Here is a 21,995-nt window from a genome sequence, read left to right as displayed (position 1 = left end):
TGCCGGATGGCATTCACTTTGATTTGCGTTGTTGCTTTTGTCTCCGCTTTTCTCTATCGATTGCTTCTTGATACTGATCCTTTAATGTTCCATATGGCTTTGCTCCGCGAAGGTGAGCTGCCCTGGATATCAGATGACTTGCCACAGGAGCAGTAAGGAAGATGAACAGTACACCGAGAATCAGTTTTCCGCTTATGATTCCATACTCGGTGTAATGGAAGATAAAAGCGCCGATAAGAATTCCTGCAACACCAAGTGTCGAACCTTTACTCGCTGCGTGGAGCCTTGTATAAATGTCAGGGAACCGCAAAATGCCAACAGATGCAGTGAACATGATGAATGTGCCTCCTGAAAGAAAGACGATTACAAGGAGGTTCAGGATAATTTCAATCGTCTTCTGTATCAATTAAATCACCCTTTTCCAGATATATTGCAATTGCTACTGTCCCTATAAATAACAGGATTCCGATTAACAAGACGATGTCATTGAAGTTTGGTGTAATCAGGATGATAGCAAGCAAGGAAGCAAAAGCCATAATATTAACGCCGATGGCATCCAAAGCAACTGCTCGGTCAGCATTTGTCGGTCCTTTCATTACACGAATGATCAACAAGAGGATAGAGACACTCAGAGCAATCAAGCAAATGATGGATACTATCTGAACAATATCGGCAAAATTATTTTGCAGTGCGCTCATCGTGTCACCTCCATGATATGCTTCTCAAAGCTATTTTTGATTGCATGAACAGCGTCCTTCATGTCAACGATGTCCATGGCGTGAATATATAGCTCCTTTTTATCCGGAGAAACAGCCATAGTAACTGTTCCGGGAGTAAGCGTGATTAAGGTTGCCAACAAGGTAATTTCCCAATCAGTTTCTAGTTCTGTCTCGAGTGTAAAGATACCAGGATTGATATCCAGACGTCTGGCATAGACAAGTTTTGTGATTTCGAAATTGGAGAGGAACAGCTCTTTGATAAATATCATCGCCAATACCAAAATCTTGTATGCCCGCCACAAGTAGAAAGGGCCTTTCAGGAAACGGCGCAGCAAGAATAATAAGACGATACCTACGATATAACCAGTTACGAAGCCGGAAATACTATAGGACTCTCCGAGGAACATCCACATGAAGGCAATCAATAGGTTTATACAAACTTGAAAAGCCATTTAACGGCCCCCCTTCAATACGAGATCGATATATTCCTGCGGATCAAGAAGATAGTCAGCTATCTGCTGGACTGTTGGCAGAATCACTTCTGCACCAATTCCAAGGAATACAGTGAATAGCATTAGGAATCCAGCTGGCAGAAGTCGTTTTACACTGTGTCGCTTTTGTTGTGATACAGTTACACCTTCTCCCCAGAAGATACGGATAAAAGCTCTCACGATAGAAAGCAATATGAGTAAGCTCGTGAGCAGCATAATGATAACAGTAACTGCTTCTCCTTTTTCAAAAGCACCTCTTACAAGAAGCAGCTTTCCAATAAAGCCGCTGAATGGCGGCACACCTGCGAGTACAAGACCGGCAAGGAAGAACATCCAGCCAAGAACCGGATGAGAGCGTATCATGCCCCCCATTTTATTGATGTCCGATGTTCCGGCGGCAGCCGCGATGGTACCAGCCAACAGGAAGAGCGCTGCTTTTACGATCATATCCTGAAGCAGATAATAGATGCTTCCGCTCAAACCATCATGATTGAATATCCCGATTCCAACAAGCATGAAACCAATGGCAGGAATGATATTATAGGCGACGATTAGCTTGATGTTACGGGATGCCAGTGCGCCAATTACACCAAATAGCATTGTAAGATTACCGACCCAGATGAATAACTGATCGATAATTTCCGGCTGCTGGTGGAAGATGAGTGTAAAGGTGCGAATGAGGGAATACACACCCACCTTTGTTAAAAGTGCTCCAAATAGGGCAGACACGACTGGGTTCGGTACGATATAAGAGTGTGGCATCCAGTAATAGAGAGGAAATGCAGCCCCCTTGGTCGCAAAGACAAAGAACAGAAGGATGCCGACCGTCGTGATAATACCTGGCTGATCAGAGGCAGCTGCCCGTTCAGCCAATTGCGCCATGTTCACTGTTCCCAGAACAGCATATATGTAGGACACAGCAGTTACGAACAACATGGATGAAAATAAATTAATCAGTACGTACTTAATTGACTCACGAAGCTGTATTTTCTTACCTCCATGTGTAATCAAAGCATAGGATGCCATCAGCAGGACTTCAAAGAATACGAACAGGTTGAACAAATCTCCTGTAACAAAAGCACCTGATACACCAGTTACAAGCAAGAATACGAATGTGTAGAAATAGAAACCTTCCTGTTCCTCTGATACTGACACCGGTGCATACCAGACAACAGCCAAGAGAATGATGGAAGTAGTCAATACCAGTAAAGTACTTAAAGGATCCAGTACAAGGATGATACCGTACGGCGCAACCCAATCTCCAGCCTCCAATACAATACTGCCATCAAGAAGGACTTTGTAAAGAAGGTATCCCATCGTGAGCAAATGGATCAATGCAAAAAACATTGCCAAACGTCTGGTGAGCAGGAGCCGGTTATGGGTAAACGCCAATAAGATACCAGCTAAAAATGGAATCAATATTGGTAGGATAGCAAAATTAGTCATGATCATTACCTCTTAATTCTTCCATATTATCCGTGCCGTTTGTTTTTACTGTCCGATAAGCCAGAACCAGAAGCAGACTGGTGACACCAAAACTGATAACGATGGATGTAAGAATCAGCGCTTGAGGCAGCGGATCAGTATAATTCTCAGTTCCATCAGTAAGAATTGGAGCAGCACCGCGCTTTAATTTCCCCATAGTCAAAATGAACAAATGCGCAGCATGTGACAGAAGGGCAGTGCCGATAATAATTCGGAGGAGTTGCTTCTGTAAAATATTGTATACCGCAAATCCAAAGAGGATGCCGGCTAGTACAATCATAATAATTTCCATCAGCGATCCCCTCCTTTTTGGCGCAATTTGATAAGGGAATAGATTCCCAAAGCTGCAATAGCCAGTACAGTAATTTCAAATAATGTATCCAGTCCGCGGAAATCGACGAGGATTACATTGACGATATTATCGCCGCCTCCCAGCTTGTAGGAATACTTGACAAAATAATCCGAAATGGCAGGGAAGAGACGCTGACTGTAGGCAGCTAAGCCGACGAGCATCATCATAAGACCGCAAAGAGAAGCGATGATGATATTCATGATTTTTTTGGATGTTTTCTCTTTTCTTTCTCGTTTCATTTCCGGTAAATGGCGGAAGCATAGCAGGAACAAGACGACAGTGATTGTCTCGATACTAAGCTGCGTCAAGGCAAGATCTGGTGCCCGGAAAAGGACAAACAAAATGGACAAGCCGTACCCTACCACACCCAGAATAATGACTGCAGTCAATTTCTTCTGTGATACGGTGCTTCCAAAAGCTGCTGCAATCATAATGAATGCCACTGCAAGCTCAGGCAGGCTTTGAGGAAGCGAAACAGGCGAAGCATCAATATTTCGAAGATCAAATGAATTTGTTCCGAATAAAACCACTAAGGTTACAATTGAGATAACGCTTATGATGATCGCATTGTACTGTCGGATAGACCCGCTTACAATACGGTCATTCAATCTCTTGGTCTGTGTTTCACTAGCCGAAAGAAGGGAGGCATAGACGATATTTCCAGACAACTTTCCTGGCAGCACGTTGTATAATACCGTCCAATATTTTCGTGTGACATAAAATACAATGCCTAAAAAGACTACAATGAGTGACATAATCAATGCTGGCACAAAACCATGCCAGAAATGGATGCTGTGCTCTTTCATTGCTTCTCCATAGACAGCATTTGCTGCCGGCTGCAGCAAATGACGGCTGAACCAGTTCGGGATGATACTGATCAATAGTACACCTGAGACAAGTAAAACAGGTGCTGCCAGCATGCCGAATTTTGGATCATGCGCTTTGTCAGCAGCGGCTTTATCTGCTTTCCCTGTAAATGTACGGAAGTAAAAGTACATGCTGTATACAAATGTAAAAATGCTTCCAGCAACTGCTGCATACGGGACAATATTTGCTAGTACAGCTGCAAAGTCTGTTCCAAATGCACGGTCAGCAGTCAGATTCCAAGAGCTTGAGAAGAACTCTTCTTTACTATAAAAGCCGTTTAAAATCGGCAGCGGCACACCAGCCATCGAGAATGATGCAAGTATGCTGATTAATCCTGTGATTGGCATGAGCTTCCAAAGTCCGCCAAGTTTTCGGATATCACGCGTTCCCGTTTCATGATCGATGATGCCGACCGCCATGAACAAGCTTCCTTTGAACGTTGCATGATTCAGGATATGGAACATAGCAGCGAAGATCGCAGCTTCGGTTCCGTAACCAATCATCGTCATGATCATACCAAGCTGGCTTATTGTGGAGAAGGCTAAAATACCTTTGAGATCCGTCTGTCTGACAGCCATATAAGAGCCCCAGAATAAGGTGATAAGACCAATTAACGTTACAGCAATGAAAAATGCTTCACTTTCCTTGAAAACAGGAGTAAAACGGAGCAGCAGGAAAAGACCAGCTTTCACCATTGTGGCAGAGTGCAAGTACGCACTGACCGGAGTAGGGGCTTCCATCGCATCCGGCAGCCAAATATGAAATGGGAACTGAGCTGATTTTGTACAGGCGGCAAGAAGCAGAAGCACGACAATCAGAGGGAACCAATCACTAGCTAAAATCAAATCCCCTTTTGTGAGTATTTCGCGAATACTGGTTGTTCCTGTCACCAAGTGAAGAAGTACCAATCCTCCGAGTAAAGCGAATCCTCCAAGAAATGTGATCAGCATGGATTTCAGAGCGCCGTCCGTGGACGCTTTCCTGGTGAACCAAAAACTGATTAATAGGAAGGATGATACAGATGTGAGCTCCCAGAAGGTATAAAGTGCGTAGATATTATCTGAAGTAACAATACCGAGCATGGCCCCCATAAACAACAGGAGATATACATAGAAAGAACCCAGCCTTTCCTCGCGTTCCAAATAAAAAATAGAATAGAATGCAACCAGGACTCCAATACCGCTGATAAGTAAGGCAAAGAACAAGGCGAGTCCATCTGTATAAAACGTCAAGTCAAGGCCGAGTGACGGTATCCAGCTGTAATGGTATAGTCTATCGGTTTCTCCGCTGATCAGCAGCGTTATAAAATAAAGGAAAATGGAGAACGATGTTGCAACCACCGCATATCCGGTATGTATCCTGTATTTGAATTTCGCGATGAATGGGATGCACATAGCGATTAAAAATGGCATCAAAATGGCAAAGATCATATTATGGCAGTCCTCCTCTTGGTTAAGATATCGATAGTTTCTTCTATCTTATGTAGTTTCTAAAAAAACCATATACCCAATTGTAAAGTAATATAACCATACACTGCAACATACATAACTCCCGATAAGAAAAAAAGCCTTGCCGTATAGGCAAGACTGAGGGAGACGATGTTTAGCTGGTATAGCGGATCTTATGCGATAAGCCCCGTGACTGGATTTCTTTCTCTATTAGATGAATAAACTCTTGGCTTAAGTGGAGTTCGTTCGCCTTGTGGTAAGATTCGATCAGCAATTCATCAGACAGATGTTCCATCTTGCATTCCTCCTGATTGGAGATATCTTACTATCTTGCAGATCTTCTGTACGTGGGTTGGGGAGTTGATAAGTTATTAATAATGTATCACGAAAAAAATGGAGGGACAAGACGATAGTTATCTACACTAAACTGTTCATAACCTGTAGATAAAGTGTTTATAAATATACAGAATTAATTCATACAGCGGTTGATAATGTGGACATAGTTATCCACAAGAAGAAGAATGTAGAGATTTGTCGAAAGGTTTTACTTCTGAATTCCTGTCCATTGCATAAAGAAAGGTCGAAAAAAAGAGGAACAATGAAAGATTTTTTTGAAACCGTAGCTAAAATGTCTTATGATGGGTAAGTAACTGTTGAAGTGTACGAGATCGGAGGAAATCCACAATGCTAAAGAAGTTCTTGCCGAACGAGCATGTGAAAAGCATTTTTGATATAAAGCCAGAAAAATTGAAAGCGCAAGGAATCAAAGGTATCATTACGGATCTGGATAATACCCTGGTTGCATGGGATGTTGCAGATGCTACGCCGGAAGTGACGAATTGGTTCAAGGAAATGCGCGCGCATGATATTAAAATTACGATTATATCTAATAATAACGAGCAACGAGTGAAACTGTTTTCCGAACCCCTTGAGATTCCTTTCGTCTATAGCGCAAGAAAGCCGCTGGGACGAGCCTTCAAGCAGGCTGTCAAGCAGATGAACCTTGAGAAGGATGAGATTGTTATGATTGGTGATCAGCTCCTTACGGATGTATTAGGGGGCAATCTGGCTGGTTTCTATACGATAGTTGTGGTGCCAATCGTCAAAACAGATGGAAAAATCACCAGAATCAATCGGATGATCGAACGACGGATACTCAACTATTTCAGAAGAAAAGGAAAGATTACATGGGAGGAATGAATGTGGAAGAATTGATTTGCCAAGGCTGCGGTGCGCCGATCCAGACAGAGGACGCATCCTTGCCAGGTTATATCCCTGCATCAGCATTAGGGAAAAATGATGAGGTCATCTGTAAGCGCTGCTTCCGGCTCAAGCATTACAATGAAGTCCAGGATGTTGCAGTGACGGACGATGACTTCTTTACGTTGATCAGTGAAATCAATAACAAAGATGGAATAGTAATCAAACTGGTGGATATATTCGACTTTAACGGAAGTTTCATTTCCAGCATCAAACGGCTTGTCGGTGACAAACCAATCATTCTTGTGGGAAACAAAGTGGACTTGCTTCCAAAATCGACGAATCACGAACGTGTGAAACAGTGGCTGCGCGGAGCAGCTAGAGAATATGGCATCCAAGTTGCAGATGTGCATCTGATTTCAGCGAAGCGCGGTATCGGCATGGCGGAGCTGGAAGACAGCATCCAGGAATTGCGCGGTGGACAGGATGTATATGTTGTCGGGAGTACGAATGTCGGCAAATCTACGTTCATTAATGCCCTGATTAAGCATTCAACAGGAATAAACGATGCAATCACCACTTCTTATTATCCAGGTACGACACTTGGATTCATTGATATTCCGCTGGATGATTCAAGTTCCCTTTACGATACACCGGGAATCGTCAACCGCCAGCAAATTGCGCATTATGTGACGGAGAAAGACTTGAAAACCATCACACCGAATAAAGAAATCAAAGCACGTATCTTCCAATTGAATGACAAGCAGACGTTATTTATCGGAGGTTTGGCACGCATCGATTTTGAAAAAGGGGAAAGGCAGCCGTTTGTTTGTTATTTCTCTAATGCGCTCGATATCCATCGCACAAAGCTTGAGAATGCGGATGCGCTTTATGAACGCCAAAAAGGAGAATTGCTCACACCTCCATATAAGGAGCAGCTTGAGCATTTCCCTACTTTCCAGAGATCAACATTCAGGATAAAAGATCAAAAAACGGATATTGTCATTCCAGGTTTAGGATGGATTACACTGTCAGGTGAGCCTGCTTCTGTAACAGTCCATACACCAGAAGGAGTGCCGGCGACAATCCGCAGATCATTAATCTAAGGGGGAGCGAAAGATGAAAATATTGAAGTTAGGCCTGATCGGCCATCCAGTGGAGCATTCTTTATCACCATGGATACACACACAATTCATGGAACAAGCTGGTATCGAAGGGGAATACAAGCTATATCCGATCGAACCGGATGTTTTTGATGAAAAAATTACAGCATTACTGCAAAGCGGGATTGATGGCTTCAATATTACCGTTCCATATAAACAGCGCGTCATCCCATTCCTTGATGAGCTTGATCCGGATGCAGAAAAAATCGGTGCTGTGAATACTGCAGTACGGAAGAACGGCAAGTGGATCGGGTATAATACAGATGGATCGGGATATGTGCGTGCATTGGAACAGGTGATTCCCTCACAAGACTCTCTGCACGTGCTTATGCTTGGTGCAGGCGGAGCAGCTCGCGGTATTTACCGTGCATTGGTTGCCAAGGGCTTCCGCTATGTCGATATCGCCAATCGCACCACTTCCAAAGCGGAGCAGCTGCTTCAATTACAGGAACCAGAAACGATGACGGATATCTTGTCGTACGAAGAAGCACAGCAGAAATTGAGCAGTTATGATATCATCGTCCACACATCAAGTGTCGGAATGAGTCCGCATGATCAAGAGCAGATCATGTCGTTATCCAACCTAAAGCCTGATGCAGTGGTTAGTGATATTGTATACAAGCCGATTGAAACGATGCTCCTTCGCAGTGCCAAGCAGCAGGGAGCTATCATTCATCATGGTCATACCATGCTCTTATATCAAGCACAATACGCATTTGAAATCTGGTCGGGACAGCAAGTCGTGGTCGGAGACTTATTGAATCAACTGGAACAAAGATTAACGGAGGCATAATATGTTAACAGGTAAACAAAAAAGATATCTTCGCGCACAAGCGCATCATTTGAAACCAATTTTCCAGGTAGGGAAAATCGGTGTGAACGATAACATGCTCGTCCAAATCGGCGAAGCATTGGAAAAACGGGAATTGATCAAAGTGAGTTTGCTTCAGAACTGTCTGGATGAGAAAGAAGATGTTGCTGCAGCAATCGAAGAGGGAACTGGTGCCTCTATCGTTCAAATCATCGGCAGTACAATCATCCTTTATAAAGAATCAGAAGATAATAAACAGATCAAGCTGCCGTAAAGGAGTCAGTCATGAAAAAAGTCGGGTTATTGGGGGGGACATTCGACCCGCCCCATCTCGGACATTTGTTTATTGCGCAGGAAGTCCAGCACAGACTCGGACTGGATGAAGTCTGGTTCATTCCTGCCCACGAAGCACCGCATAAAGAAAAGTCCCATACCGATGCGGTTCTGCGTCTCGAGATGGTGCAGGCGGCAATTGCGGATAATCCTATTTTCCGTATGAATCCGATTGAGGTGGATCGCTTAGGTAAATCCTATACGTTTGATACAATAAAGCTGTTGCAGGAAATGCATCCGGATACTGCCTTCCATTTCATCATCGGTGCTGATTTAGTGGAGAACTTGCACACATGGCATCGTATCGATGATTTAATAGAAATGCTGACATTCGTAGGTGTCGGCCGGCCTGGATATGAGCTGGCCACAACTTACCCTGTCACTTATGTCGATATTCCGGAGCTTGAGATATCCTCGAGCATGATCCGGAAACGTGTCGAGCAGGGAGCTCCTGTACACTATCTTATTACAGGCGCAGTGTTCGATATTATAAAGGAGCAAAAGCTGTATGCAGAGAGATAAGGCATTGGCGATCGTTGAAAAACAATTAAAGAAACCGCGGTATGAACATACTATCCGTGTCATGGATACAAGCATCAGACTGGCAAAAAAGTATGGCGCTGATGAAAAGAAAGCAGAACTGGCGGCTATTTTTCATGATTATGCAAAATATCGTCCGCTTGAGGAAATGAAACGCTGGATCGAGACAGAACAGCTGCCGAAGGACTTATTGGATTATCATCATGAATTATGGCATGGTCCAGTAGGAGCACTTATGGTAAAACGTGAAGTCGGCATCAGCGATCCTGAGACACTGCATGCGATCACGGTACACACTACTGGATGTGTTGGTATGTCCCTGCTTGATAAAATCGTATTTCTTGCAGATTATATTGAACCAGGCCGTGCTTTTCCCGGTGTGGATGAAGTACGTAAAGTCAGTGAAAACCACTTGGATAAAGCGTGCTGGATGGCGTCGCGAAATACGATCAATATGCTTGTTTCGTTAAATCGAAAAGTATATCCGGACACGTTCCATGCTTATAACGATTTATTAAACTCTACTGGAGGTAACACATAAATGGAAACTATTGATATAGCACAAATAGCAGCAAATGCCGCAGATGCGGTAAGAGGGGAAGACGTAGTCCTTTTGGAAATGAAGGAAGTTTCCTTGATTGCTGATTACTTCATGATTTGCCATGGAACAAGTGAACGTCAAGTACAGGCTATCGCCAGACGAATAAAAGAGAAAGCAGAAGAAGCTGGGGTGGAAGTAAAGCGCCTGGAAGGGTTGGAGCAGTCAAGATGGGTGCTTGTTGATCTTGGAGATGTTGTGTGCCATGTGTTCCACATCGATGAACGCAGATACTATAATTTAGAACGCCTGTGGGGAGATGCGCCGCAAGTGGAACCGGTATTCTCCCAAGAAAGCTGATGGCCGCATACGAGCGGCTTGCAGCCGTATATGAACGCCTGATGCAAGATGCGCCTTATGAGCCATGGAAGCAATTCATGCAGGAAGTATTTCATAAACATGCACAGATAGAAATTAAAGAAATAGCCGATTTAGGCTGTGGAACCGGATACGTCACCAGACAGCTTGCCAAGGCAGGCTATCACATGACCGGGATTGATCAATCTGAAAATATGCTTGCGTATGCCGCTTCCCGTGATACAAATCAGCAAGTGCGCTGGATACAGCAGGATCTGCGGGAACTGGAATCAGTCAAAGCGGATGCTGCAGTCAGTATGTTTGATGTAGTCAATTATATAACGTCACCAGAGGATGTGCAGCAAGCTTTCTCCCGAATATGGCAGATGCTTGCTCCTGGCGGTGTTTTCCTGTTCGATGTCCATAGTATTCGGCATATCGAACAGGATTTGGCTGGTGAAGTCTTTGCTGAAATACATGATGATCTTTCTTACACATGGTTCTGTGAATCCGGTGAAGAAAAGGGAGAAGTATATCATGACCTTACTTTCTTCACGAAAGAGACGGACTCGGATAAATACGATCGTTTTGACGAATATCATCATCAGCGTACATATTCCATCGATACGTATATCTCCTGGCTTGAAGAAGCGGGCTTCCGAGTAGCCGGGGTATACGGTGATTTTGATATAGAACGGACGGAGCAATTGGAAGAAGTAGACCGGCTATTCTTTGCTTGTTCAAAAAACCAGGAGGCGTAATGCTGCCTGGTTTTTTTGTGCAGGAAAAGCAGAGTATGTGTCGAATTACTAGTTGTACAATCCCTTCTTAATTGCTTCCTTTTCCTCATGGAATTTCCGATGAGTGGCTTGGAACAGCTGTGGAAATTGTTCCGCAGTTTGTTTCTCCAGTACTGCGATTCCTTCTCCCGTGATACCACCTTTGACACAGACCTTCTTAATCAGTTCATCCAATGTGTAATGACCGTTTGCCAATAAAGTCCCTAGTCCAATCAGCATCTCCGAAGTTAGATGAGTGGCTTGTTCTTTGCTGATTGCTGTTTCCGACACCGCTCCATCGATAAAGCGCTGTGCGAGATAGCTGAAGAAAGCTGGACCGCATGATACGATATCCGAGGCTACTCTCGTTATATCCTCTGGAATATAAAGCGGATTTGAATAGCTGCTTACTAAATCGATCAGCGCAGCTTTATTTCGATTTGAAAGACTTGTGCCGAATGTCAGCAACGTCGTACCTGCTGCGGCTCTATTTGTGATACTTGGGATTGCCCGAGCAACCTGGCATGGTACAAGAACTTCGAGATCTTCAATGGAATACGGACTAGTGATGCTGACTAGTACTTGATCCGGCTGCAATAGAGGGTGGAGCTCGTGACAGACACCAGGCAAATGAGGCGGTCGCACGCACAGAAACAAAATATCAGCATAATCGGCAATTTGACTGATAGAATCTGCTACTTGTATAGAAGGGAATTTTTTTTTCAGTTGAACTGCCTTTTCAGCAGATCGATTCAAAATCATGATATCTTCCTGTGAGATTGTTCCGGAGTTCACCCATGTCTCCAGCAACATGCCTCCCATATTGCCAACTCCGATTATTCCCCATTTCGTCATTCCAAACTCCTCCTCTGCGCATTATCTGTTTTTATCCCACTTACGCTGTTACCCATTTTATGATTAAAAGATATGGAATATGAAAGGAGGTTTATGGTGCACATAGTCAAACAGTATAGCTGGGCTATCATATTAGCTGCTGTAATAGGTGTGTTTTTTGTCATATGGATCAGGGAGCCTGAAGGTGATACTGTCGTGCAGCCGATGAATGAAGCTGGACAAAATCCTGAGAATCAGTTGCTTTCAGAGACAGGAACACCTGCAGAAAATGATGTCACATCGGGGAATGCAAAAGTTTTGGTGGATATAAAAGGCGAGGTGCAAAAGCCTGGAGTATATGAGCTTGCTCCTGACAGTCGGGTAGAGCAGGCGATACATGCAGCTGGAGGGCTGACAGAAAAAGCGGAGGGTCGAAGTGTCAATCTTGCTCAGCGTGTGGCAGATGAACAGGTCATTTATGTTGCGGCTATTGGAGAAGCGGAAGCTCCTGTTCAAACAGCAGGATCAAGTGCTTCTGATTCGGGGAAAATTAATATCAACCAAGCAGACAGCGAGGAATTGACAGAACTGAACGGCATAGGAGAAGCAAAAGCTCAGGCTATCATTGCCTTCAGGGAGGAAAATGGTCCCTTCACTTCGGTTGAACAGCTTACAGAAGTACCCGGCATCGGAGAGAAATCACTGGAGAATATGATGGATCAAATCAGCTTGTAGAGCCGGTTGACGGATGGGAAGGGGGATTGTACACTTACTCTAGAAAAGGAAAGGTGGCGAAGCGTCATGGAACGAATCGCATGGAATCAATACTTTATGGCGCAAAGCCATTTGCTGGCATTGCGCAGTACTTGCCAGAGGCTGATGGTCGGTGCGACTGTCGTCCGCGATAAACGAATCATCGCCGGCGGTTATAATGGCAGTGTCACAGGCAGTAAGCACTGCGTCGATGAGGGATGCTACGTAATCGATGGCCATTGTGTAAGGACTGTGCACGCAGAAATGAATGCTCTGCTGCAATGTGCGAAGTTCGGTGTACCAACAGAAGGAGCCGAGATTTATGTGACGCATTTTCCCTGCCTGCAGTGCTGCAAAGCTTTGATACAAGCGGGCATCAAGACAGTCTATTATGCTAATGATTACAAGAATCATCCGTATGCTGTAGAACTCTTTGCCGAAGCTGGTGTCAAAACGGAACAGGTAGAGCTAGATGCAGTCGTAGTGGATACGAAACCCCAAGAGACTCGCGGTCTGATGGAAAAAGTAGTGGACAAGCTCAAACAGCTGGACGATGCAGAAAGTCATCAGCTTGCTGAAGAAGCTGCTTCACGTTATCAGCTACCAAACAAAGAACGAATATGATCGGGAAATGGCATATTGTTGCGCTGGCAGCCCTTGGAGGGATGCTGGCGCATACCTTGCATTTTTCTGTGCTGCTAGTGGTACTTGTTTGGCTGGGCCTGCTGTTTCACACAAAGCGTATACGAATTCCGCTTCTGTTCCTTTCATCGATTGCTTCCCTATTGTTTTTTGGCAACAGTATCCTCGGGCAAAAACCTCCTCCTTCACTGCCGCTTGATGAGCCGATTCAGCTCACATCCTCCATATCCAATCTATCTGAAACAAAAGATCGGATTCAATTCAGTGCAAAAGATCCTTCTGGTTCCGCTTCTATCCAAGTGACATATTTCAAACAAGACAGCTCTGAAACAATACCTGGATTATCCAGAGGTGCCCAATGTGACATAAAAGGCAGAATCATCCTGCCTGATCCTGCCACTAACCCTGGACAATTTGATTATCAGCGCTATTTAAGGCAGCAAGGTATCTTTTACGAGATAGAACTTCAAAACCGGGAGGATATATCCTGTAGTGGAACAACACAATTCAATCACCTCGTAGATGTGCGTCATGCGTTTTTAGAAAAAGCGGATAAGACTCTTGATTCGCATACAGCAGCATGGGTGCAAGCAATGATTGCTGGGGAAGATAGCAATCTGGACGAGAAAACCGTGGAGCTGTTCAATCGCTGGAGTTTGTCCCATATCCTTGCGATCAGCGGCATGCATATCGCATTATTTTCTGCGATCCTCTTCTTTGTCTTTACAAAACTCCAGATCTTTACTATCGAGAAGACCTATTGGTTTTTATTTATGTTCCTAGCTGTTTATCCTGTATTTGGGGGCGGTGAGCCTTCTGTTTGGCGTTCGGCTTTGATGGTGATGCTCATCATGATTCTCATGCGGTTTCGTATTAAGCTGCCGATCATCGATAGTATCAGTATTGTTTTCTTGCTTTTACTCGTCCTCGACCCACATTATCTATATCATATTGGTTTTCAATTTTCTTTTCTGGTCAGCTTGGCACTGCTTTTATCAGCTCGGCTGTACACTGGTTCTTTCATCAGCGCACTGCTGGAAACAAGCCTATTAAGCCAGCTCGTCATCCTTCCGCTGCAGGTCTCCCAATTTTATTTTCTGAACCCATTGTCTGTTTTGATGAATCTTTTCGCCATACCGTTTTATACCTTTATTGCCATACCCCTTTTGCTTCTGATAAGTATTCTTCTGTATCCTCTTCCGCGATTTGCTGCTCTACTGGGTGAATTCTTCCGATTTCTGAATGAACTAGTTATTCTCTTTATACAATGGATAGATGATGCGGCTTTTTATCCTTGGGTAACTGGGCAGCTCCCGCTCGGTTTTTCATTGGTATATTTCTTGGTGCTTGTTTTATTTTGTGCAGCGTGGGAGAAAGGAAGGCGGAGCAAAGCTCTTTGGTATGGTGCTTTGCTTACCGCCATACCGCTTGCAGCAGCATTGCTGCCGTATGCTAGTGGTACAGGTTATGTCACGATGCTCGATATCGGACAAGGAGATGCATTTGTCATCGAATTGCCTTACCGAAGGGGTGTATATGTAATCGATGCTGCTGGCAGTGTCGGAAAGGATTTTAAGCCGACGGATAAGAATTTCAAACAAGTCATCCAGCCATATTTGTATGAGCGGGGAATTGTGAAAGTGGATGGTATCTTTGCTTCGCATGCTGATCATGACCATATAGGGAGTATCGGCATGCTGACAGAGGAATTTCATGTAGATTGGGTGCGTACTTCTGCCTATTTTGATCTTTCAAAAGCAAATTTATGGGATGCGGATACAGAAATAATTCCGTGGAAAGCTGGAGAGATACTCCGTCTCCCAGGCTGGGATATTCAGCTGCTGGCACCATTTCGTGACAAGAAGGATCCAAACCAGAACTCACTTGTGATGTACACAAAATTGGGCGGAAAGAGCTGGCTCTTTACCGGAGATATAGGGAAAGAGGAGGAAATGGAAATTACCCGACAATACCCGTCATTACGGGCAGATGTACTGAAAGTCGGTCATCATGGCAGCAATACTTCTACTGATCCAGCATTCCTTCAGCAGGTGAAGCCTGAGACAGCGTTCATATCGGCTGGCAGAAAAAACCGATACGGTCATCCGTCACCGGAGGTGGTGGAAAGCTTGTCACAACAAAACATCCGTATCTGGCGTACAGATACGGATGGGGCGGTCGTCTATGCCTTCTCAGGGAAGACAGGCACATTTAGCCCGTTCCTTCCATAAGATACGGTAGTTATAAATGAGGCAAATGAACTTACCACAGGCAGCAGGTACTTACCTCGATTAGCAAGAGTTGTCACCTATAACTTGCATGTTTAAGGATAACCTAGAGGTAAGAAAACACCGCTTCGCGTTACAGCCTCCGGAGCTGGCTAACAAGAGCGTTCATATAGATTGGAGGGGAACATCCAATTGTTCTCCTCTGTTCCACCTTGCGTTAATTCCTATTTGCCGATACGATAAACAATAGGATTACGTAGGAGTGAGAACATGTCGTATACTGACGCTTTAAAAGCAATCAAGAAAAAGGATTTTTCACCTATATACTTACTATATGGCACCGAGTCCTATTTCATGCAGGATATAAAGGAAAAAATAGAGAAACAATTCGCCCTTTCAGATGGGACAAATGTTTCTGTCTATGATTTGGAGGAAACTCCGATTCAGGAAGTCATCGCCGATGCAGAGGAATATCCTTTTTTCAGTGAACAAAAATTAATACTTGCTTATCATCCTTTCTTTTTGAAAGCAAAGCCTGATAAATCCGCTGTTGACCATCGTTTGGAAAGCCTGGAGCAGTATGTTGAAAATCCAGCTGCTTGGACAACGCTTGTGCTGTTAGCTCCCTATGAGAAGGTGGATGAGCGCAAGAAAATTATCAAGAGCATCAAGAAGACAGGACAAGCTGTCGCCTGTCTGCCGGTAAAAGAATGGGATTTATCGGATTGGATCGTAACGTTAAGCAAGGAACACCAAATCGTGCTGGAAGATGCAGTTGCGGATTTACTCATTCAGGAGGCTGGAACTGATCTTTCCATGCTGCGTGGAGAAATCGAAAAGCTTGCTCTTTATGCGGGTGAAGGCAGTACAATAACGTTGGAAATGGCTGAGTCACTTGTTTCCCATCAGCAGACAAGCTCTGGATTGAAGCTGGTTGACAGCCTGATGGCAGGGGACTTGGCAAAGGCGATTTACATCTTTCATGATCTGATCAAGCTGAAGGAAGAACCTATCGCTTTGATAGCGCTGCTTGCTTCCCAGTTCAGGACGATACTCCATGTAAAGCTTCTGAAGCATAAAGGATATAATCAAGCAAAGATGGCAGAAGTAACGAAGGTCCATCCATTCGTGATCAAGCTTGCATTGAAGCGGGAAGCAAACTTCTCTGAAGAAGAATTGAAACACATTCTTTTCTTGGCTGCCGAAACGGACGCGGATTTGAAGCAGGGACGTATGGAAAAGAACCTTGCTTTTGAACTTTTGCTTCAGCAGATAGTAGCAATACGAAAAAAAGCCCGGATGGTTTAACAACCATCGGGCTTTTTCCTATTAAAAAACGATTCCAGAATGGAATCGTTCTTCTAAAGCATATTATGCGCCAAGAGCGTTAACTTTTTTAGTCAAGTTAGACTTCTGACGGTTAGCTTTGTTGCGGTGGATTACACCACTTTGTGCAGCTTTATCAATTTTGCTTGAAGCTGTTAGAAGAGCTGTTTTAGCAGCTGCAGCATCGTTGTTGGAAACAGCAGTTTCCACGTATTTCACTGCAGTACGCAAGTCGCTTTTCAAAGCTTGGTTTCTTAGACGAGCATCGTTGTTTACACGAACGCGTTTAATCGCTGATTTAATATTTGCCATGTTTGATTCACCTCCGGCACAATTCATCTTACAACAAAAGCCATTGTACCAAAGCAGAGCGATGTTTTCAACAATTCTTTTCGCTGATAATGTCACTTTTCGTATGTTTTGCTGTCAATCTGCTTATGCTAATGCGGACATTTGTAATAATTGGAGGGATTGTTTTGATCAAGCAGCTGCAAGTACGGACGGATTTGGCTATCGAAGCAAAGGATCTTTATACATCGAGTGAGCAAAAGCAGGGGACGGCAGCAGGAATTTCTGTAACAGAGAAAAAAACAGAAGGTATAACTGTCAATTATGTACAAGTAAATGAAGAAGGCGCTAGACAAATCGGGAAGAAACCAGGCATTTATATTACGATTCATACCGAGGCAATCAAGAATCAGGACACAAAGCAGGAAGAAGAGACAGCACTTGTACTTGCCAAGGAACTGGAGCAAATGCTTTCTGAAAACAAAATTCCAACGGATGCGACGGGTTTAATCGTCGGACTGGGAAACTGGAATGTGACACCCGATGCTTTGGGACCGGAAGTTATAGAAAAAATCATGGTTACCAACCATTTATTCAAGCTTCAGCCGGAGTCAGTGGAGGAAGGCTACCGTCCTGTCAGCGCTGTATCACCAGGTGTGATGGGAACCACAGGTATTGAGACCAGCACCCTTATCCACGGGATTATTGAAAAAACGAAGCCAGACTTTGTCATAGCAGTTGATGCATTAGCGGCTCGTTCAGTCAGTCGAGTGAATAGTACAATTCAGTTATCCGACACAGGTATCCATCCAGGATCAGGTGTAGGGAATAAACGGAAAGAGCTGAGCAAAGAAACGCTTGGTATTCCTGTTTTCAGTATTGGTGTTCCGACAGTAGTTGATGCGGTGACGATTACGAGTGACACGATTGATTATCTCTTCAAACACTTTGGGAGAGAATGGAAAGAAAAAGACAAGCCGTCAAAAGCACTTGTTCCGGCAGGAATGCGCTTTGGCAAAAAAGAACTCACAGAAGAAGACTTGCCAAGTGAAGAACAGCGTCAGGCAATCTTCGGAATGGTTGGCGGCCTTACGGAAGGTGAAAAACGTCAGCTGATACACGAAGTGCTGACTCCTCTTGGGCACAACCTTATGGTGACACCAAAGGAAGTGGATGGTTTTATTGCCGATATGGCCCATGTCATTGCTGCCGGTATCAATGGCGCATTGCATGAAAAGGTCAATCCGGCGAATCTCTCGGATTACACACGCTGATTTCTCTTTCAGAGGTTCTACTTCAAGCTTCTCTCTCATAGATTCTAGTAGAGTTTAACTAGATTCAAAAAGAGAGGAGCTTCTTTCTTGGGAAAAAAGAAGAAGAGCTATAAGCGAAAACGTTCAGGCGTACTGTTCATATATAAGCGGACACTCATCCTTGTCGGCTCCATTCTTTTTCTAATGATCGGTATAGCAGCGTTGACTTCAGCTGGGCCGGCGTACCGGCTGTCCTCACAGGCCATTACAGATTGGACAAGACAGCTTGACAGCAGTATTTACTTGCATATTCTAGGCAACGAAAATAAGGTTTTCGAAAGTGTCAGACCAGAAGAAGCTCCATCAATACAACTATCTGCCATTCTCATGCAAATGCTGACAACAATTAAACCCGATGACCCAAGGACTTTGCTCGGTTCCGAGATACCAGGATTTTCTTTATATGAGAACCAGATTGTCATTGCTGGAGAAGGGACAAACTATACGAACCTTCCGATCGAGTCGGCACAGCCAAATCATGTGATTGAGGAAGAGCCGGCGGCACCAGAGAAGGAAGAAGAGGCAACGCCAGAAGAAGAACAAAAACCGAAGGATGATAGTCAGGAAGATAAGGACGATAGTCAGGAAGAGAAGGATAGAGAGCCTGCGCCTTCTACTGGGGAGAAAGATGTTGTGTATATCTACCATACACACAATCAAGAGTCTTACCTGCCTTCCCTGGATGCTGAACAGGAGGATAATGCTTATAACAAAAATGCCAATGTCACCGATGCTGGAGAAGCAATGGCGAAACGGCTGGAAGAGCTTGGTATCGGGACAATTGCCGATAAGACAGATATAGGAGCTATATTGAATGAAAATGGTATGGCTTATCATCAATCTTATGATGCTTCAAGAGGAGTGGTGGAAGCTGCAGTAGCAGAGAATAAAGATGTTTCCTTTGTTTTTGACATTCATCGGGACAGTTTGAAACGGAAAGACACAACGAAGGAAATTGACGGGAAAACATATGCAAAAGTTGTTTTTGTCGTCGGGGCGGAGAATAAAGAATTTGAAAAGAATCTGAAGCTGGCAACGGATTTGCACAAAAAGATTGAAGCGGAATACCCGGGCTTGAGCCGGGGTGTTATTACGAAACAAGGTGCAGGAGTCGACGGTGTTTATAATCAGGACGTATCTGACAAAGCTGCCCTCCTGGAAATAGGCGGAGCAGAAAATACCTTGGAGGAAGCAACGCTTACCGCGGAACTGTTTGCAGAGATATTTGCGGATTATTACTGGGAAGCAGAAAAAGTACAAGGAGGTCAAGCGGAATGAAATATGTAGTTGTTGTTCTCACCATGCTGACATTGTTCTTTGGCGGTATCTTGATCGGAATGGAAAAAGAAGATGTACAGCAGTCGGAGCAGCCGCCCGCTGCCGAACAGCAGGAAGGACAGCTTACTGCATCTGCCACCTTTGATAGCACAAAAGAAGTACCTGTGTATGAAAATACAGCACCTGTTTCGGATGAGGGTGCAGACAGCTCCATTGTGCAACAGCTTGCAAGCGGTCTTGGAAGTTTGTTCACAGGCATCTGTTCTGTCATCATCACAGCGATTGAACAGCTATCCATCGCTTTGTTCGGCTGAAGCAAAAGCGCTTAAAAACATTGAATAAACAGGGCGCAGTTGCTATAATCAATGCTAGTTATTGTTACGGCTGCTTCTTATGGGGCGGCTTCGGACAATTTAGGAGTGATTTTGATTGGTAGAGACAAACAGACGAAATCAGCAGCATGTGCGGAATTTCTCGATCATTGCACACATCGATCACGGGAAGTCTACACTGGCTGACCGTATTCTGGAGAAGACGAAAGCTCTTACTGCGCGTGAAATGAAGGCGCAGTATTTGGATGCCATGGATTTGGAAAGAGAGCGCGGCATCACAATCAAGCTGAATGCAGTGCAGCTTGAATACGAACGGGAGAACGGCGAAAAATATATATTCCATTTGATAGATACACCGGGACATGTCGATTTTACATATGAGGTATCCCGGAGTCTGGCAGCCTGTGAAGGTGCCATCCTTGTAGTGGATGCAGCTCAGGGTATCGAAGCGCAAACACTGGCCAATGTTTACTTGGCGATGGACAATGACTTGGAAATCATTCCTGTCATCAATAAAATCGACTTACCTAGTGCTGATCCAGAGCGGGTTAAACAAGAAATCGAAGATGTTATCGGTATCGATGCAAGTGACGCAATTCTTGCATCTGCCAAAGCGGGTATCGGTATAGAAGAGATATTAGAGGCTATCGTCGACCGGATCCCACCGCCGAAAGGTGATGAAGAAGCACCGCTAAAAGGGTTGATCTTCGACTCCTTATATGATTCCTATCGTGGTGTTGTTGCGTATACTTGTATCAAAGAGGGTTCAGTCAAAGTTGGCGATAAAATTCACATGATGGCTACCGGCAAGGAATTTGAAGTCAATGAGGTCGGTGTATTTAATCCTGCACCGGTTAAAAAGGACGAGCTGGTTGTTGGTGATGTCGGCTATTTGACAGCTTCTATTAAAAACGTAAGTGATACGCGCGTAGGGGACACTATTACTTTAGCTAATAATCCTGCCAGCGAGGCATTGCCCGGTTATCGCCGCTTGAATCCGATGGTTTATTGTGGATTATTCCCAGTGGACGCGAGCAATTACAATGACTTGCGTGAAGCATTGGAGCGACTCGAACTGAATGACAGTTCCTTACAATATGAAGCAGAAACATCCCAGGCACTCGGCTTTGGATTCCGCTGCGGTTTCCTTGGTCTTTTGCACATGGAAATCATCCAAGAACGTATCGAAAGAGAGTTCAACATTGATTTGATTACGACAGCACCGAGTGTTATCTACAATGTCGTCATGAATGACGGAAGCGAAGTGCGTGTCGACAATCCGGCGGCTTTACCAGATGCACAATCACGTACAGAAGTGCAGGAGCCATACGTAAAAGCTTCCATCATGGTACCAAATGATTACGTTGGTACAGTCATGGAGCTTTGCCAGAAGAAACGCGGTGATTTTCAGGACATGCAATACTTGGATGATGTCCGTGTGAACGTTGTTTACGAAATTCCACTTTCTGAAATCGTGTATGACTTCTTCGATCAGCTGAAATCCCAAACCAAGGGGTATGCTAGCTTCGATTATGAACTGGTAGGATACAAAGCATCCGACCTGCAGAAAATGGATATTCTTCTGAATGGCGATACGATCGATGCGTTATCCTTCATCGTACACCGTGATTTTGCGTTCGAACGCGGTAAAGCAATAGTAGAGAAGCTGAAGACGCTAATACCGCGTCAGCAGTTCGAAGTACCGGTACAGGCTGCAATCGGAAATAAGATTGTTGCTCGATCCAATATTAAAGCAATGCGTAAGAATGTTTTGTCCAAATGTTATGGCGGGGATATTTCCCGTAAACGTAAATTACTTGAAAAGCAAAAAGAAGGTAAGAAACGGATGAAGATGGTCGGTTCCGTGGAAGTTCCACAGGAAGCATTCATGGCCATCCTGCAAATGGACGATGAATAA

25 protein-coding genes are annotated in these 21,995 nt (G+C 44.3%); 16 read left to right on the top strand and 9 right to left on the bottom strand.

The window, feature by feature from the left end; genetic code table 11:
• Nucleotides 1–13: 13 nt before the first annotated feature.
• From mnhG to sda, 7 genes are all read right to left on the bottom strand, one after another.
• The gene (gene mnhG / locus SFC25_RS05630) at nucleotides 14–406 is read right to left on the bottom strand and encodes a monovalent cation/H(+) antiporter subunit G (RefSeq protein WP_411214333.1); all 393 of its coding nucleotides are present in this window, start codon (nucleotides 404–406) and stop codon (nucleotides 14–16) included.
• A complete protein-coding gene (locus SFC25_RS05625; protein WP_411214332.1) occupies nucleotides 387–698 on the bottom strand; it encodes a monovalent cation/H+ antiporter complex subunit F in 312 nt (103 codons plus the stop codon). The genes mnhG and SFC25_RS05625 overlap by 20 nt, the downstream gene beginning before the upstream one ends.
• Nucleotides 695–1,171 (bottom strand): Na+/H+ antiporter subunit E, encoded by a 477-nt coding sequence (locus tag SFC25_RS05620; protein ID WP_411214331.1) that lies wholly within the window; start codon nucleotides 1,169–1,171, stop codon nucleotides 695–697. Before SFC25_RS05620 ends, SFC25_RS05625 begins: the two co-directional genes overlap by 4 nt.
• A complete protein-coding gene (locus SFC25_RS05615) occupies nucleotides 1,172–2,656 on the bottom strand; it encodes a Na+/H+ antiporter subunit D (RefSeq protein ID WP_411214330.1) in 1,485 nt (494 codons plus the stop codon). It abuts the gene before it with no gap.
• Nucleotides 2,649–2,987 carry a Na(+)/H(+) antiporter subunit C gene (locus SFC25_RS05610; RefSeq protein ID WP_411214329.1) on the bottom strand — a complete coding sequence of 113 codons (339 nt, stop codon included), beginning with the start codon at nucleotides 2,985–2,987 and terminating at the stop codon, nucleotides 2,649–2,651. The genes SFC25_RS05615 and SFC25_RS05610 overlap by 8 nt, the downstream gene beginning before the upstream one ends.
• The gene (gene mbhE, locus SFC25_RS05605; RefSeq protein ID WP_411214328.1) at nucleotides 2,987–5,344 is read right to left on the bottom strand and encodes a hydrogen gas-evolving membrane-bound hydrogenase subunit E; all 2,358 of its coding nucleotides are present in this window, start codon (nucleotides 5,342–5,344) and stop codon (nucleotides 2,987–2,989) included. Before mbhE ends, SFC25_RS05610 begins: the two co-directional genes overlap by 1 nt.
• Before the next feature lie 172 nt (nucleotides 5,345–5,516).
• Nucleotides 5,517–5,657, bottom strand: a complete 141-nt coding sequence (gene sda, locus SFC25_RS05600) for a sporulation histidine kinase inhibitor Sda (protein WP_038561505.1) — start codon at nucleotides 5,655–5,657, stop codon at nucleotides 5,517–5,519.
• Nucleotides 5,658–6,046: 389 nt separating this feature from the next.
• Here sda and SFC25_RS05595 point away from each other — a divergent pair, with 389 nt between their 5' ends.
• Genes SFC25_RS05595 through SFC25_RS05560 form a run of 8 tightly spaced genes read left to right on the top strand, consistent with a single transcriptional unit; the run spans nucleotide 6,047 to nucleotide 11,065 of the window.
• On the top strand, nucleotides 6,047–6,562 hold the full coding sequence (locus SFC25_RS05595; protein ID WP_411214327.1) for a YqeG family HAD IIIA-type phosphatase: 516 nt from the start codon (nucleotides 6,047–6,049) through the stop codon (nucleotides 6,560–6,562).
• A 2-nt stretch (nucleotides 6,563–6,564) separates the two neighbouring features.
• Nucleotides 6,565–7,668 (top strand): ribosome biogenesis GTPase YqeH, encoded by a 1,104-nt coding sequence (gene yqeH / locus SFC25_RS05590; RefSeq protein WP_411214326.1) that lies wholly within the window; start codon nucleotides 6,565–6,567, stop codon nucleotides 7,666–7,668.
• A gap of 13 nt (nucleotides 7,669–7,681) precedes the next feature.
• Nucleotides 7,682–8,518 carry a shikimate dehydrogenase gene (aroE, locus tag SFC25_RS05585; protein ID WP_411214325.1) on the top strand — a complete coding sequence of 279 codons (837 nt, stop codon included), beginning with the start codon at nucleotides 7,682–7,684 and terminating at the stop codon, nucleotides 8,516–8,518.
• 1 nt (nucleotide 8,519) lies between these two features.
• Entirely contained in the window at nucleotides 8,520–8,810 is a 291-nt protein-coding gene (gene yhbY, locus SFC25_RS05580; RefSeq protein WP_411214324.1) for a ribosome assembly RNA-binding protein YhbY, read from the top strand.
• An 11-nt stretch (nucleotides 8,811–8,821) separates the two neighbouring features.
• On the top strand, nucleotides 8,822–9,391 hold the full coding sequence (locus SFC25_RS05575) for a nicotinate-nucleotide adenylyltransferase (protein ID WP_411214323.1): 570 nt from the start codon (nucleotides 8,822–8,824) through the stop codon (nucleotides 9,389–9,391).
• Entirely contained in the window at nucleotides 9,378–9,950 is a 573-nt protein-coding gene (yqeK, locus tag SFC25_RS05570) for a bis(5'-nucleosyl)-tetraphosphatase (symmetrical) YqeK (protein ID WP_411214322.1), read from the top strand. Before SFC25_RS05575 ends, yqeK begins: the two co-directional genes overlap by 14 nt.
• Nucleotides 9,951–10,307: a ribosome silencing factor gene (gene rsfS, locus SFC25_RS05565; protein WP_411214321.1), complete on the top strand. Its 357-nt coding sequence runs from the start codon at nucleotides 9,951–9,953 to the stop codon at nucleotides 10,305–10,307.
• Nucleotides 10,307–11,065 carry a class I SAM-dependent DNA methyltransferase gene (locus tag SFC25_RS05560; protein WP_411214320.1) on the top strand — a complete coding sequence of 253 codons (759 nt, stop codon included), beginning with the start codon at nucleotides 10,307–10,309 and terminating at the stop codon, nucleotides 11,063–11,065. The genes rsfS and SFC25_RS05560 overlap by 1 nt, the downstream gene beginning before the upstream one ends.
• A 48-nt stretch (nucleotides 11,066–11,113) precedes the next feature.
• On the opposite strand, the gene comER is transcribed toward SFC25_RS05560, so the two are convergent.
• Entirely contained in the window at nucleotides 11,114–11,938 is an 825-nt protein-coding gene (gene comER, locus SFC25_RS05555; protein ID WP_411214319.1) for a late competence protein ComER, read from the bottom strand.
• A gap of 93 nt (nucleotides 11,939–12,031) precedes the next feature.
• On the opposite strand from comER, the gene SFC25_RS05550 reads away from it, so the two are divergent.
• The 4 genes from SFC25_RS05550 to holA all read left to right on the top strand — a co-directional run bounded on the left by SFC25_RS05550 (nucleotide 12,032) and on the right by holA (nucleotide 16,848).
• Entirely contained in the window at nucleotides 12,032–12,652 is a 621-nt protein-coding gene (locus tag SFC25_RS05550) for a helix-hairpin-helix domain-containing protein (protein WP_411214318.1), read from the top strand.
• Between the two features lie 66 nt (nucleotides 12,653–12,718).
• On the top strand, nucleotides 12,719–13,294 hold the full coding sequence (locus SFC25_RS05545) for a ComE operon protein 2 (RefSeq protein ID WP_411214317.1): 576 nt from the start codon (nucleotides 12,719–12,721) through the stop codon (nucleotides 13,292–13,294).
• On the top strand, nucleotides 13,291–15,543 hold the full coding sequence (locus SFC25_RS05540) for a DNA internalization-related competence protein ComEC/Rec2 (RefSeq protein WP_411214316.1): 2,253 nt from the start codon (nucleotides 13,291–13,293) through the stop codon (nucleotides 15,541–15,543). Before SFC25_RS05545 ends, SFC25_RS05540 begins: the two co-directional genes overlap by 4 nt.
• Nucleotides 15,544–15,810: 267 nt before the next feature.
• Nucleotides 15,811–16,848: a DNA polymerase III subunit delta gene (holA, locus tag SFC25_RS05535; RefSeq protein ID WP_411214315.1), complete on the top strand. Its 1,038-nt coding sequence runs from the start codon at nucleotides 15,811–15,813 to the stop codon at nucleotides 16,846–16,848.
• Between the two features lie 63 nt (nucleotides 16,849–16,911).
• On the opposite strand, the gene rpsT is transcribed toward holA, so the two are convergent.
• Nucleotides 16,912–17,178, bottom strand: coding sequence for a 30S ribosomal protein S20 (rpsT, locus tag SFC25_RS05530; RefSeq protein WP_411214314.1), 267 nt, complete (start codon nucleotides 17,176–17,178; stop codon nucleotides 16,912–16,914).
• Between the two features lie 164 nt (nucleotides 17,179–17,342).
• Between rpsT and gpr the strand changes: the two genes are divergently transcribed.
• The 4 genes from gpr to lepA all read left to right on the top strand — a co-directional run bounded on the left by gpr (nucleotide 17,343) and on the right by lepA (nucleotide 21,995).
• Complete coding sequence (gene gpr, locus SFC25_RS05525) at nucleotides 17,343–18,428, top strand: GPR endopeptidase (RefSeq protein WP_411214313.1); 1,086 nt, start codon at nucleotides 17,343–17,345, stop codon at nucleotides 18,426–18,428.
• A gap of 87 nt (nucleotides 18,429–18,515) precedes the next feature.
• Nucleotides 18,516–19,745 (top strand): stage II sporulation protein P, encoded by a 1,230-nt coding sequence (gene spoIIP / locus SFC25_RS05520; RefSeq protein ID WP_411214312.1) that lies wholly within the window; start codon nucleotides 18,516–18,518, stop codon nucleotides 19,743–19,745.
• The gene (locus SFC25_RS05515) at nucleotides 19,742–20,059 is read left to right on the top strand and encodes a hypothetical protein (protein ID WP_411214311.1); all 318 of its coding nucleotides are present in this window, start codon (nucleotides 19,742–19,744) and stop codon (nucleotides 20,057–20,059) included. The genes spoIIP and SFC25_RS05515 overlap by 4 nt, the downstream gene beginning before the upstream one ends.
• 115 nt (nucleotides 20,060–20,174) lie before the next feature.
• Nucleotides 20,175–21,995: a translation elongation factor 4 gene (gene lepA, locus SFC25_RS05510; RefSeq protein ID WP_411214310.1), complete on the top strand. Its 1,821-nt coding sequence runs from the start codon at nucleotides 20,175–20,177 to the stop codon at nucleotides 21,993–21,995.

It is taken from the genome of Terribacillus saccharophilus (genome assembly GCF_046592595.1).
Lineage (GTDB): Bacteria > Bacillota > Bacilli > Bacillales > Amphibacillaceae > Terribacillus > Terribacillus saccharophilus_C.
This window is presented reverse-complemented; position numbering and strand designations above follow the sequence as displayed.

What these genes read in the sequence shown, in the direction of transcription:
- rpsT (WP_411214314.1), bottom strand. Translation starts at nt 17,178, where the DNA reads ATGGCAAATATTAAATCAGCGATTAAACGCGTTCGTGTAAACAACGAT.
- SFC25_RS05610 (WP_411214329.1), bottom strand. Translation starts at nt 2,987, where the DNA reads ATGGAAATTATTATGATTGTACTAGCCGGCATCCTCTTTGGATTTGCG.
- SFC25_RS05615 (WP_411214330.1), bottom strand. Translation starts at nt 2,656, where the DNA reads ATGACTAATTTTGCTATCCTACCAATATTGATTCCATTTTTAGCTGGT.
- sda (WP_038561505.1), bottom strand. Translation starts at nt 5,657, where the DNA reads ATGGAACATCTGTCTGATGAATTGCTGATCGAATCTTACCACAAGGCG.
- SFC25_RS05595 (WP_411214327.1), top strand. Translation starts at nt 6,047, where the DNA reads ATGCTAAAGAAGTTCTTGCCGAACGAGCATGTGAAAAGCATTTTTGAT.
- SFC25_RS05545 (WP_411214317.1), top strand. Translation starts at nt 12,719, where the DNA reads ATGGAACGAATCGCATGGAATCAATACTTTATGGCGCAAAGCCATTTG.
- SFC25_RS05550 (WP_411214318.1), top strand. Translation starts at nt 12,032, where the DNA reads ATGGTGCACATAGTCAAACAGTATAGCTGGGCTATCATATTAGCTGCT.
- SFC25_RS05625 (WP_411214332.1), bottom strand. Translation starts at nt 698, where the DNA reads ATGAGCGCACTGCAAAATAATTTTGCCGATATTGTTCAGATAGTATCC.
- SFC25_RS05575 (WP_411214323.1), top strand. Translation starts at nt 8,822, where the DNA reads ATGAAAAAAGTCGGGTTATTGGGGGGGACATTCGACCCGCCCCATCTC.
- SFC25_RS05540 (WP_411214316.1), top strand. Translation starts at nt 13,291, where the DNA reads ATGATCGGGAAATGGCATATTGTTGCGCTGGCAGCCCTTGGAGGGATG.
- SFC25_RS05560 (WP_411214320.1), top strand. Translation starts at nt 10,307, where the DNA reads ATGGCCGCATACGAGCGGCTTGCAGCCGTATATGAACGCCTGATGCAA.
- SFC25_RS05620 (WP_411214331.1), bottom strand. Translation starts at nt 1,171, where the DNA reads ATGGCTTTTCAAGTTTGTATAAACCTATTGATTGCCTTCATGTGGATG.
- rsfS (WP_411214321.1), top strand. Translation starts at nt 9,951, where the DNA reads ATGGAAACTATTGATATAGCACAAATAGCAGCAAATGCCGCAGATGCG.
- yhbY (WP_411214324.1), top strand. Translation starts at nt 8,520, where the DNA reads ATGTTAACAGGTAAACAAAAAAGATATCTTCGCGCACAAGCGCATCAT.
- aroE (WP_411214325.1), top strand. Translation starts at nt 7,682, where the DNA reads ATGAAAATATTGAAGTTAGGCCTGATCGGCCATCCAGTGGAGCATTCT.
- SFC25_RS05515 (WP_411214311.1), top strand. Translation starts at nt 19,742, where the DNA reads ATGAAATATGTAGTTGTTGTTCTCACCATGCTGACATTGTTCTTTGGC.
- comER (WP_411214319.1), bottom strand. Translation starts at nt 11,938, where the DNA reads ATGACGAAATGGGGAATAATCGGAGTTGGCAATATGGGAGGCATGTTG.
- holA (WP_411214315.1), top strand. Translation starts at nt 15,811, where the DNA reads ATGTCGTATACTGACGCTTTAAAAGCAATCAAGAAAAAGGATTTTTCA.
- mbhE (WP_411214328.1), bottom strand. Translation starts at nt 5,344, where the DNA reads ATGATCTTTGCCATTTTGATGCCATTTTTAATCGCTATGTGCATCCCA.
- yqeK (WP_411214322.1), top strand. Translation starts at nt 9,378, where the DNA reads ATGCAGAGAGATAAGGCATTGGCGATCGTTGAAAAACAATTAAAGAAA.